Consider the following 12,312-nt stretch of genomic DNA (forward strand, 5'->3'; position numbering starts at 1 on the left):
AGCTGGGGGTGTCAAGCGGCGGTGTTGTGGTGGACTCGGTGTGCCCATGCGGTGGCCGGGTTGTAGGGGGTGCTGGTCTTCAGGCAGCCGTGCAGGATGCCGACGAGTCGGTTGCCGAGTTGGCGGAGGGCGGCGTTGTGGCTGGTGCCGCGTGTGCGGAGCTCGTCGTAGTAGGCGCGGCATCCGGTGTCGTGCAAGATCGCGCAGGATGCCTGCATGTGGAGGGCGTCGAGGAGACGGTCGTTGTGGACGAAGCGGGCGTGGACGGTTTTGGACTTGCCGGATTGGCGGGTGATCGGGCTGGTGCCGGCGTAGTTCTTGCGGGACTTGGCGTCTGCGTAGCGTCCGTCGGCGTCGCCGAACTCTGCGAGTACCCGGGCGCTGAGGATGGGGCCCAGACCAGGCTGGGATAGGTAGATCTCAGCGTCCGGGTGCCGGCCAAAATAGGCCTCGACCTGCTCTTCCATTGCCTTGATCTCGCTGGTGAGGGTCTGCAGGACCGCCACGGTCGCCCGTGTCGTCGCGGCGTAGGCCGCGGTGATGATGGGGCTTTGATCCAGGTGTGGGGTGCTCAGCGCGTCGTGGATCGCCTTTGCCTTGGCCGTGATGTCACGGCGGCGGCCGGTGAGCGCTGCGGTGATCGCCTGTGGGCCGAGTTCGGCGGCCGCCTGTGGGGTGGGGGCCGCCGCCAGCAGCTCCAGGGTGTCGGCGGCGGTCAGCCCCAGGTCTTTGTAGGCCATCAGTGCGGCCGGGAAGTACTCGCGCAGCGCGGCCCGTAACCGGAGCATGTGCCGGGTCCGTTCCCAGATCAGCGTCTGATGCGCACGGGCCAAGACCTTGACCGCCTCGGCGATGCCGGAGTCGGCGGCGACCTGGCGGAGCTGGTGACGGCGGGTCCGGGCCATGTCGGCCAGGGAGCTCGCGTCGGCCTTGTCGCTCTTGGCGCCGGAGACCGACACGATCTCCCGGTGCCGGGCGGCGACCTTGGGGTTCACCCCATACACCTGGTAGCCGGCCGCGATCAGCGCCCGTACCCACGGGCCCCGGTCGGTCTCGATACACACCACCACCTGCGAGGGGTCACCGTCATCGGGCAGGAGGGCCGCGAGGAGTTCATGCAGACCAGACACCCCCGCCACACCCTCGGGCAGCCGGGCCTTCCTCAGCGCCCGGCCCGAGCCGTCCTGAACCTCCACATCATGGTGATCTTCGGCCCAGTCATCTCCGACGAACAACATCGCCGCTCCGCTCCATCGGGGGTATCGATCCAGATCAGCAGCCCGCGAGAGCCCACCGGCGGCCTAATGGACCAGTGCTCACGCCAACCGGCGGGCACGACACCCCATCAGCGGTCCGGCTCCCGACCACCAGCGAGGGCACGATCTCACACCAGGACTCAACAACGGTCCAGGGGCACCGAGTGCTCACCCACCAGCGGCTACCAGGCACCGAGTCTGTCCCACAAACTCACCCGGCACCTCCCATTAGGGGCACCCTCACCCGGGTCTGGCATGGTGCGGGGCCCCCTCACGACCGCGAATCTGGTGAGCAGGTTGGTCAGCAGACTCGCGATGACGTGGCCGGTCAACACCGCACTGTGCTAAACGTCCGTGATCGGCTCGTATGGGGTCCTCGGGTGGAGGGCTCAGGGGATCAGCACGTTGCGGGCCATGCCGGCGATGGCGGGAACGATCCCCAGGATGATGAAGGCGGGGAGGAAACACAGGCCCAGCGGGGCGACCGCGCGGATGCCGGCGGTCCGGGCGCGGGCGGAGGCCGCGGCGCGGGCGGTGCGGCGTTGGTCGCGGGCCAGGCGGGCCAGGGTCGCGGCAACGGGGGCACCTCCGGTGGCGGCTCTCGCGGCGACTCGGCCCAGAGGGGCCAGTGCGGGGTCGTCCGCGAGGTTGAGCCACTCCTGGGCCGGGTCGGCGCCCAGGCGGATACGGGCCGCTACACGTGCCAGCGCTTCGCCGAGAGGACCGCCTACCGCCTCCGCAACGGCCTCTACCGACGCGTGCCATGCCCCGCCACCGCGTAGGCACGCGGCGAGCAGATCGATCGTCAGGGGGAGTTCGGCGATGATCCGGGCTCGGCGCTGTCTCACGGCTCGAGGTTCGAGGCGGGAGAGCACGCGTATGCATCCCACGGTGATCAGCACGCCGGCCGTCCAGCCCGCCACTCCACCTATCAGCAGGCCAGAGACGAATCCGGCCAGGCCGCCGACGGCCCAGCGCATATGCGTGTCTCGCTTGCCGCGCTGAGCGGCGACCTCAGGCGGGGCAAGGAGAATCTTGGTCAGTCGCCTTGTGGCCTCATTGCCGGGTACGACCAGGAAACCTGCGACGCCGCAGCAGAGTACGGCCAGCAGCATCGTCAGCATTGTCATCACTCGACTTTCTGGAACACGCCCGCCTGCCAGCCGCCTCCGTCGCCCCCCGGCCGAAGGCTCCGGCGTCGAACGCCTGCGCCGCCGAACAACCCCGGCCACGACCGCCGCGGACCGACTCTGGCGGCAAACGGCCGGACGCCCAGCTGTCGGGAGCCGGTACGGCGGAACGGGTTCAGGAGCAGGCGGCGTACTCGGCGGAAGTGGCGACAGTGGCGGAAGGAGACGACCCGTCGTGAGGATGAGGCGCCGCGGCCGGTGCGGGCCTGTACGGGCCAGGGGCCGACGCCCCAGGACGATGACGGCAAGCACCCTGGCCACTCACGAGGAGCCGCGACGGCCATGCCATAGTCTCGCGATGCCGTGGTTCCCGTTCGCACAGCCGTTCTCCTTCGCTTCGCCGCTTCCGCGGGTCCCGCGGCTTCCGTTTCTCCCGCCGCTCCGTCGGCACTGCCGCGCTCGTAGGCACCGCTGTTCCCGCTCGTGTTGCGGTTCCCGTTCGCCCCGCCGTGCAGGCTCGCGCCCCGCCGAGCACACTCGTGCCGACACGCAGCTCGTGCCAGCGGACAGGCTGGTGTTGGTGGGCGTATTCGTTCTGTTCCGGTGGCCATTGCGCGGCCAGGTGAGGGGTCCACCACAGGCCCAAGACGTCGAGTGCGGCGCCCAGGCAGAGGCACAGGGCACCCGGCAGCGAGCCGAACAGGAACTCCAGGGCGACGTCGTGCGCGCCGCGGTTCCCGTTCGTGCCACCGTGCACGCTCGCGCCAAGGTGACGCTCGTGCCAGTGTGCAGGCCCGCGCCGACAGGCGCGCTCGTGCCAGCGGTCAGGCCTGCGTTGGTGGACGTGTTGTTTCCGGTGGTCATTGGAGGTGCTCCGCTGACGTGGCCAGGTGAGGGTCCACCACAGGCCCAAGACGTCGAGTGCGGCGCCCAGACAGAGACACAGGGCACCCGGCAGCGAGCCGAACAGGAACTCCCACGGCTTCGCACCCAACGCGGCGGCCATCGCCGGGCCAAACGCGGGTAGAACGGCCAGCAGCCGGGCGGTGGCGCGTGGGCCCAGAAACTCCATGGCCTCGCACCCAACGCGGCGGCCATCGCCAGACCGAACGCCGGCAAGGCCGCCAGGAACCGGGCGGTGACCGGCGGGCCCAGAAACTTCCACGGCCTCGCACCCAACGCGGCGGCCATCGCTAAACCGAACGCCGGCAAGGCCGCCAGGAACCGGGCGGTGACCGGCGGGCCCGCCGGTTGCAGGCGATGTCGTCGCGCCACGGCTCCCGCCAGCGCCAAGGGTCCCGCCCGCGCCAGCCTCCCGCCCGCGCCACGGGTCCCGCCCGCCCCGCGGGTTTCGACACGCGCCACGAGTCCCGCCCGCGCCACGGGTCCCGCTGGCGCGCCACTGTTCCCGCCGGCGCCGATGTGCACGCTCGCGTCGACGTGACGCTCGCGCCAGCGTGGTGCCGCGTGACGCTCGTGCCGATGGGCTGGTTTGGGTTGGTGGCGTGTTCCTGTTTTTGCGGTGGTCATTGGAGGTGCTCCGCTGACGTGGCCAGGTGGGAGGTCCACCACAGGCCCAGGGCATCGAGTGCGGCTCCCAGACAGAGGCACAGGGCACCCGGCAGCGAGCCGAAGAGGAACTCCCACGGCTTCGCGCCCAACGCGGCGGCCATCGCCAGACCGAGCGCCGGTAGGACCGCCAGGAGCCGGGCGGTGGCGCGTGGGCCCGCCAATTGCAGGGCGATCTCGTCGCGGTGGGACTGTTCGTCGCGGAGGGAGTCGGCCAGGCCGTCGATGACGGCGGCGAGCATGCCGCCACGGTCGACGCCGATGCGCCAGCAGCCGGCGAGGAGGCGTAAGGCCTCGTTGCCTCGCACGTCCGAGGCTCGGATCAGTGCCGCGGGCACGTCGTCTCCATTCCGGGCCGCGTCGACCACCGCGTTCAGGCCCGGCAGGTCGTGGAGGGTTTCGGCCGCGCAGGTAAGGGCGGTGGCCGCCGGGCGGCCGGCGGCGAGCTCGGTCGCGATGGCGTCGCAGAGTTCGATGACGGCACTGCGCCGGGCGGCCAGCCGTTTTCGGCGGCCGGTCAGGGAGCCGGCCGCACGGCGGAGCTGGGCGATTCGGACGCCCAGGGTCGGCCCGGCGGCACCCGGCGACCCCGGTCCGAGCACCGCCGTCAGGCGGAACGTCGCCGGGGACGGCAGGGACAGCACCCACACCGAGACGAACACGCACGCCGCAGCCGCCAACACGATCACCGAGTGCGTCCCGCGAGACGGGCCTGCAAGGTGGGCATGCCCGGGCCGTGGGTGATGCCGCCGTCCGAGCCGAACAACACTGCCGGGACGACCTCCACCAAACCGCTCTGAGCACGCTCGAACACACAGATCTCCGCCACACGACGCCGACCGCCCGGAGACTCCCGTACCAGATGGACCACCACGTCCAACGCGGCGGCGAGTTGGCTGTGCACGGCGTCGCGGGTGAGGCCGGCCGTGCAGGCCAGGGCCTCCAGGCGGGCGGGGACATCGGCCGGGGTGTTCGCGTGGACGGTGGCGCAGCCGCCCTCGTGACCGGTGTTCAACGCGCTCAGCAGGTCGACCACCTCGCGGCCGCGTACCTCTCCGACGACGAGACGGTCGGGGCGCATGCGTAGCGCCTGGCGTACGAGGTCGTGGAGGGTTACGCCGCCGGCGCCCTCGACGTTGGGCGGGCGGGCCTCGAGAGTGACCACGTGTGGGTGGGCGGGGCGGAGTTCGGCGGAGTCCTCGACCAGGATGATGCGCTCGCCTGGATCGGCCCGAGAGAGCAAGGACGACAGGACCGTCGTTTTGCCTGAACCTGTACCACCGGTGACCAAAAACGCGACACGAGCGGCCACGAGGCCGCCGAGTAGGGCGGCTCCCGCTGCGGGGACCGCGCCGGCCGCCACCAGTTCATCGAGGGTGAAGGCCCTACGCCTCGGAAGCCTCAGGGACAGCGTCGTGCCGGCGGACGCGATCGGTGGCAAGACCGCGTGCAGGCGTACACCTCCGGGCAGGCGGGCGTCGGCGTACGGGGCGGTGTCGTCCAGGCGGCGTCCGGCCAGGGCGGCCAGGCGCTGGGCCAGGCGTCGTACGGCGGGCTCGTCGGCGAAGCGCACCTGGGTCAGGCGGAGGCCCTCGCCCGCGTCGACCCAAACCTCGCCGGGGCCGTTGACCAGGACGTCGGTGACGCCGGGATCGCGCAGGAGGGGTTCGAGTGGTCCGGCCCCGACCAGGTCGGCGCGTACCTCGTCGGCCAGGGAAAGGATCTCGGTGTCGCCCAGCATGCGGCCTTCGGCGCGTAAGGCGGCGGCCACCTGGGCAGCGGTCGGCTGCACGCCAGTACCGATAAGACGGGCACGTACGGCATCGGTGAGATCGTTCATCGGGCGCTCCCTCAACAAGCCTGATCGTGAACGCGCGGGCGGCGAGCCGTGGGGAGACCGCCCAGGAAACGGGCGCAGAACGCGTTGAGCGGACCGCCATTACCCGGTGACTCGCCGCCTTCGATAGCGGCGGCCACCTGGGCAGCGATCGGCTGCACGCCCGAACCGATAAGACGGGCACGTACGGCATCGGTGAGATCGTTCATCGGGCGCTCCCTCAACAAGCCTGGTCATGGACGCGCGGGCGGCGAGCCGTGGGGAGACCGCCCAGGAAACGGGCGCAGAACGCGTTGAGCGGACCGCCGGTGCCCGGTGACTCGCCGCGTTCGATGGCGGTGGGCAGGTGCCGGTCGGCGGACATGACGCCGGCCAGCGGTAGCCGCAGCGACTCGGCGATGACGTCGGGCTTGAGACCGCCGGGCGCGGGGCCGCGCACGACGAGGCGGAGGTCTCGGGTGTAGCGGCGGGCCTGGTCGGCGACGCGGTCGGCGGCCACCGCGGCGCGGACCTCGGCGGGAACGACGATCAGCGTCATGTCGGCGGCGGCCAGGGCCTCGGCGCTCGCCTCGGTGAGCTGGCGGGGCAGATCCGTGACGACCAGGTCGAAACCTCGCACGGCGGCGTCGAGGACCGATCGCATGGTCTCGGGGGCGACCGGTTCGACGGCTCCGCGGTGCCACGAGAGGATGGCGAGGCCCCCGCGCGCCGGTAACGAGTCGTGCAGTGCGGTGCTGCTCAGGCGGCCCCGGCGCTCGGCGTAGTCGGACCAGCGGGCTCCGGGAACGCGTTCGGCGCCCAGGACCAGGTCGATGCCGCCGCCGAGCGGGTCGCCGTCGACGAGCAGGGTGCGAAGCCCGCGTTTCGCGGCGGAACTCGCCAGGGCCGCCGCGAGCACGCTGGCGCCGGCGCCCCCACGGCCGCCCATGACGGCGATCGTGGTCGCGCCGGACAGGGATGGCTCGGTGGCGGCGGCCATGCGTTCGACCAGCCAGGTCTCCGCCTCCGGGAGAGCGGCGACGTCTTGTGCGCCGATGTCGACGGCGAGGCGGTAGACGCTCTCGCCGTTCGGATCGGCGGTCGCCAGGATGACGCCCGGTCGGCGCGGCGGGGCGCAGTCGGCCAGCTCGGCGACCAGGTCGGGGCCGGCGACGACGAGCGCGGCGTCGCGCCACGCCGACCGGGCGGCCAGGGCGTCGGCGGCGACGCGGGCCTCGACGTCGGCGGCTGCGGCGAGCCGGAGCAGGTCATCGACCAGCTCGCTGTCGCCGGAGACGATCAGAACGGCGGCTGACATGGCATCCCCCTCGGTTCGGCGAGGTCAACGATGCGCCCGCGAGGTGAAACCGCGAAAGCCCCCGTCCACAGGTTGTGGATAACTTCAGAGAGCGGGGCGGTGCCCTCTGTACGCTGCCCGACGGCTGGACCGGGCGCCGCGCGATGGTCGGCACACCGCCCGATGGGCCGGTAGGCCACCCAATGAGCCGGGCCGCCACCCGACGGGCCGGATCGCCACCCGGCGGACCGGGCCGCCACCCCACGGGCCGGTACGCCGCCCGACGGGCCGGTACGCCACCCCACAGGCCGATACGCCACCCCACAGGCCGATACGCCACCCCACAGGCCGATACGCCACCCCACAGGCCGATACGCCACCCCACAGGCCGATACGCCACCCCACAGGCCGATACGCCACCCCACAGGCCGATACGCCACCCCACAGGCCGATACGCCACACGACGGGGTCCGTACTGCCCGAGGGCGACCGGCTGAACGCGCCAACCTGCGGCGACGGAACCTCCCCCGGAGGTCGTACGGAACGCGCTCTACGTCCCGTACGACCGGCGTCTCCCGCACGACCTGGTCCCGGACCGAGCCGCCTGCCTGCCGCCTGGATCAGCCGTGTCGAGCCGTCCGGCCAGGCCATCCGCATCGCCTGCAGGGCTCTCCCGCGCCCTCGGTTCAGCGCGACCGCAAGCTCCATGAGCATCAGGCTAGGAAGCCGGTCGCCCATCCCGCGTGGTACGAACCGGCCCAGCCGCCGCGCCCGGTTGTGCAGTCCGGACAACGTCCGGGCGCCGGGCGTGGCCACAGGCGGTCAGCGGCCCGCGACACCGCGCGGACGAGCCGCCGCGGCCGGAATGACCGGTGAGAAAAAGGCGTGGAACACCGCACGGCCTGCGAAAACAAGGCGACCCCCGCCGGGGGGGAGAGCGGGGGTCGCCGTACGGTCCGGCTCTGGGGGGGTAGAGCCGGTCCCGTTTTTCCGAGGGAAGTCTGTTAGCCAACCTAAATCGGAAGACAGGCCATCGTCAGCAAGAACGTATACCTAGCTTCCCCAGTGTATGCAGATTCGACATATGTTGCCCCATCACCGTCCGTTGCGTCGAGAGGCGTTCTATTTCAAGAAGCCTCCAGGGCACCGTCCCCATGACATATTCGGACATACACCACCTGTGTCACAGCGTGAACACCGACCGCGAGTTCCGCAGCGTAGCGGCCGAGTGCGCGTCGGTTCTGAACGCGGCTTGACCGAACCAGGCGGAACATAGATCACTCTAGGTAACCGCTTGACCTGATGGCGGGAACGACACGCCCCTTCCACCCCCACGGGACATCAACACGGCGGACATCCGGCGAAGGCCCCCGTGCCGGACCCACCGTACAGGGCTTGTCATCTGCGGGAATTCGGCGTAGACAGGTGACAAGGACGTATAGTCCGAGCACGGCAGCCGGGCACCCACGCGCGACCAGCCGCGGTAGGCGTGTCGAGACGGGCTTGACCCGGTCCGACTGATGAAGGTGCACGCTTGGTAACCCGGTCTGACGTGACGGCGAGCGACGTTCCCACGGGAACGCCGCTCGCTTTGCTTGCACTCTCAATTTCGTAAATTCGGGCATTAAGCTCATCTGCGTGTGAATGCCTCGCAAACCGCCAAGGCATCCCGGGCACCAAGTGCGGTCGCCTCCGCGCAGTGACGCACCCATTGCGCCACCCCCGACGGAGTGCCCGAGACATAGGCGCGGATCGCTTCGCCATAAGCGGATCCGAGTTCCACATGCCCCACTTCCGGTGCCGCCAGCGACTTCGGGTCCAAACCCCGGTCGATCAGCGTCAGCCGTGCCGCCGCCCGCGCCACCAGACCGTCCGCCGAGCCGAACGGCCGCAGCGCCAGCAGCTCCCCTTCGGCGACGGCGGCGACCACCAGCGCCGGAGCCTCGGTCGGCGCCGTCAGGAGGTCGCTCAGCGACGACAGCCGGTCCGCGACCTCCGACGGCGACGGCGGTGACCCCAGCGCCAGCGGGTCCGTGGCCTCGAGCGACGCACGGGGACGCCCCAGCTCCCCCGCGTCGGAGCCGGAGACGGCCAGGACATGCAGCCGCGCCAGGGCCTGGCGCGGCGCCACCCGCCACGTCGGCGCCAGCGACCCCAGCGACGCCGACACCCGCAGCGCCCCCTGGACCACCGGATCGTCCACCAGCCCCGCCCGTACGTCCTCGAGCGGCGCCGGCGCACCCTCCAGCTCCGCGGACGCGCGTGCACCGCGCAGGGCCGACTCCGCCGAGACCTCCGCGCTCCGCCGCCGTAGGATTCGATGACCGAGCAACCGGTCCACCGCCTCCCGCGCCGAGGCGACGGCCTCGGAAACCCCGGACAACGCCGCGACATGGGCAAATGGGTCGTTCATTCGGATGACCCTAATCGGCGGTCAGCGGGTACCCTGCGCGGGGCCCGGTGACGCGGGCCGCTGCCCCTTGTCACCACCGGCGTAGAACTGCTGGAGTGGCTAGATAGACCACCGACTCACCCATTGGCTGAAGGAGCGCACCGTGGCGCAGGAACCCCCAACCGAAACCCTGTCCAACCTTCTTCAAGAGAGCCGGCGGTTCGCTCCCCCCGCGGAGCTGGCCGCGGCAGCCAACGTCACCGAGGCGGCCTACGGCGAGGCGGCGGCCGACCGTCTGGCGTTCTGGGAGAAGCAGGCGGAGCGGCTGCACTGGAACACCAAATGGGACAACGTGCTCGACTGGTCGAACCCTCCGTTCGCCAAGTGGTTCACCGGCGGGCAGCTCAACGTCGCGTACAACTGCGTCGACCGCCACGTCGAGGCGGGCAACGGTGACAAGGTCGCCTACCACTGGGAGGGCGAGCCCGGCGACACGCGGACGATCACGTACGCCGACCTCAAGCGCGAGGTCAGCAAGGCCGCCAACGCCCTCACCGAGCTGGGCGTGAACAAGGGCGACCGCGTCGCGATCTACATGCCGATGATCCCGGAGACCGTGATCGCGATGCTGGCCTGCGCCCGGCTCGGCGCGCCGCACACCGTGGTCTTCGGCGGCTTCTCCTCCGACGCGCTGCGCAACCGCATCGAGGACTGCGACGCGCACATCGTGATCACCGCCGACGGCGGATACCGCCGGGGTGCCCCGAGCGCCCTCAAGCCCGCCGTCGACGAGGCGATCGAGGGCCTCGACCACGTGCGCAACGTGCTCGTCGTCCGCCGTACCGGCCAGGACGTGGCCTGGAACGACGACAAGGACATCTGGTGGCACGAGTTCGTCGACCGGCAGAGCGAGGAGCACGAGGCCCAGCCGCACGACGCCGAGCACCCGCTCTACGTCATGTACACCTCGGGCACGACCGCACGTCCCAAGGGCATCCTGCACACCACGGGCGGCTACCTCACCCAGGTCTCCTGGAGCCACCACGCGGTCTTCGACCTCAAGCCCGACACCGACGTGTTCTGGACCGCGGCCGACATCGGCTGGGTGACCGGGCACTCCTACATCGTGTACGGACCGCTGGCCAACGGCGCGACGAGCGTGATGTACGAGGGCACGCCCGACACGCCGCACAAGGGCCGCTGGTGGGAGATCGTCGAGAAGTACAAGGTCACCATCCTGTACTGCGCGCCCACCGCGATCCGCACGTTCATGAAGTGGGGCGCGGAGATCCCGGCCGAGCACGACCTGTCCTCGCTGCGGCTCCTCGGCTCGGTCGGTGAGCCGATCAACCCCGAGGCCTACGTCTGGTACCGCACGAACATCGGCGGCGACCGCACCCCCGTCGTCGACACGTGGTGGCAGACCGAGACCGGCGCGCTGATGATCTCTCCGCTGCCGGGCGTCACGCACGCCAAGCCCGGCGCCGCGATGCGCCCGCTGCCCGGCATCGAGGCCGACGTGGTCGACGACCAGGGCAAGCCGGTGCCGGACGGCGGCGGCGGGTTCCTCGTGGTCAAGGAGCCGTGGCCGTCGATGCTCCGGACGATCTGGGGCGACGACGAGCGGTACGTCAAGACGTACTGGTCCCGGTTCGACGGGCTCTACTTCGCCGGCGACGGTGCGAAGAAGGACGAGGACGGCGACCTGTGGTTGCTCGGCCGCGTCGACGACGTCATGCTCGTCTCCGGACACAACATCTCCACGACCGAGGTCGAGTCGGCGCTGGTCTCCAACCCGAAGGTCGCCGAGGCCGCGGTCGTCGGTGCGACCGACCCGACGACCACCCAGGCGATCGTCGCGTTCGTGATCCTGCGCGGCGACACCGTGGACGACGGCGAGGCGCTGGTCGCCGAGCTGCGCAACCACGTGGCCAAGCACCTCGGCCCGATCGCGAAGCCGCGCCAGATCATGATCGTCCCCGAGCTGCCCAAGACCCGCTCGGGCAAGATCATGCGCCGCCTGCTCCGCGACGTCGCCGAACACCGTTCGCTGGGCGACGTCACCACCCTGACGGACAGCACGGTCATGGACCTGATCAAGGAGAAGCTGCCGGCTCAGAAGGAGGACTAGACACGCCGGTGGCGGGCCGGGATCCGGGTGTTAGGCCCGGGCCGCCAGTACGCGACACGGGAGGGCGTGGCCGGTGGGCCGCGCCCTCCCGCGCGTGTGCGGCACCGTTACGGGGAATCCGAAAAGGGATGGTCACGACGCGTGACGCCGGACAGGGCTAACCTCTGACGAGGCGGTCTTCGATCACTCAGGCTTCGATCACTGAGGCTTTGATCACTGAGGCTTTGATCACTCCGGCCGCCGTCGCCCGCGCCCGGGGACACGTCGTCCCGTACGGAGGAGGAGAACCATGACGGAGGTACGGTCCGACGGGCAGCTCGAGGACAAGTCGCTCGGCGAGCTGGTCGCCATCGCCACCGGGAGCGTCTCCCGCCTGGTCAAGTCCGAGATCGAGCTGGCCAAGCTCGAGCTCAAGGACGACGCCAAGAAGGCCGCCCTCGGCAGCACGCTGTTCGCCGTCGCGGGGCTCATCGGCGGCATCGTGGTGATCCTGGTGTCGATCGCCGCGGCGCTCGCTCTGATGACGGCCGGCATCTGGGGTTGGGCGGCCTTCCTCATCGTCGCCGGCGCGTACGTCGTGCTCGCCGCGATCCTCATCGGGATCGGCCTGTGGCGGATGAAGAAGATGACCGGCGTCAGCCGGACACGCCGCACCATGAAGGACGACATCGCCATGCTGCGCCGAGGCAACGACGAGTCCAAGCCCGCCCTCACCGAGTAG

The 12,312-nt window shown here is 70.7% G+C and carries 9 protein-coding genes; 2 read left to right on the forward strand and 7 right to left on the reverse strand.

Annotated features, from left to right (window positions below; genetic code table 11):
• Positions 1 to 11 precede the first annotated feature (11 nt).
• The 7 genes from OG417_RS00705 to OG417_RS00735 all read right to left on the reverse strand — a co-directional run bounded on the left by OG417_RS00705 (position 12) and on the right by OG417_RS00735 (position 9,481).
• Positions 12 to 1,238, reverse strand: coding sequence for an IS110 family transposase (locus OG417_RS00705; protein WP_329239396.1), 1,227 nt, complete (start codon positions 1,236 to 1,238; stop codon positions 12 to 14).
• 407 nt (positions 1,239 to 1,645) lie between these two features.
• Complete coding sequence (locus tag OG417_RS00710; protein ID WP_329248144.1) at positions 1,646 to 2,386, reverse strand: type II secretion system F family protein; 741 nt, start codon at positions 2,384 to 2,386, stop codon at positions 1,646 to 1,648.
• Between the two features lie 1,526 nt (positions 2,387 to 3,912).
• Positions 3,913 to 4,644 (reverse strand): type II secretion system F family protein, encoded by a 732-nt coding sequence (locus OG417_RS00715; RefSeq protein ID WP_329248147.1) that lies wholly within the window; start codon positions 4,642 to 4,644, stop codon positions 3,913 to 3,915.
• Positions 4,641 to 5,795 (reverse strand): TadA family conjugal transfer-associated ATPase, encoded by a 1,155-nt coding sequence (locus OG417_RS00720; RefSeq protein ID WP_329248149.1) that lies wholly within the window; start codon positions 5,793 to 5,795, stop codon positions 4,641 to 4,643. Before OG417_RS00720 ends, OG417_RS00715 begins: the two co-directional genes overlap by 4 nt.
• Before the next feature lie 11 nt (positions 5,796 to 5,806).
• Positions 5,807 to 6,001: a hypothetical protein gene (locus OG417_RS00725; protein WP_329248152.1), complete on the reverse strand. Its 195-nt coding sequence runs from the start codon at positions 5,999 to 6,001 to the stop codon at positions 5,807 to 5,809.
• A gap of 11 nt (positions 6,002 to 6,012) precedes the next feature.
• Positions 6,013 to 7,089, reverse strand: a complete 1,077-nt coding sequence (gene ssd, locus OG417_RS00730) for a septum site-determining protein Ssd (RefSeq protein WP_329248155.1) — start codon at positions 7,087 to 7,089, stop codon at positions 6,013 to 6,015.
• 1,609 nt (positions 7,090 to 8,698) lie between these two features.
• Complete coding sequence (locus OG417_RS00735) at positions 8,699 to 9,481, reverse strand: oxidoreductase (protein WP_329248158.1); 783 nt, start codon at positions 9,479 to 9,481, stop codon at positions 8,699 to 8,701.
• A gap of 142 nt (positions 9,482 to 9,623) precedes the next feature.
• Here OG417_RS00735 and acs point away from each other — a divergent pair, with 142 nt between their 5' ends.
• Together acs and OG417_RS00745 are read left to right on the forward strand one after the other, a co-directional pair.
• Positions 9,624 to 11,591 (forward strand): acetate--CoA ligase, encoded by a 1,968-nt coding sequence (acs, locus tag OG417_RS00740; RefSeq protein WP_329248161.1) that lies wholly within the window; start codon positions 9,624 to 9,626, stop codon positions 11,589 to 11,591.
• Positions 11,592 to 11,880: 289 nt separating this feature from the next.
• Positions 11,881 to 12,312, forward strand: coding sequence for a phage holin family protein (locus tag OG417_RS00745; protein ID WP_329248163.1), 432 nt, complete (start codon positions 11,881 to 11,883; stop codon positions 12,310 to 12,312).

Source organism: Actinoallomurus sp. NBC_01490, from assembly GCF_036227085.1.
Lineage (GTDB): Bacteria > Actinomycetota > Actinomycetes > Streptosporangiales > Streptosporangiaceae > Actinoallomurus > Actinoallomurus oryzae.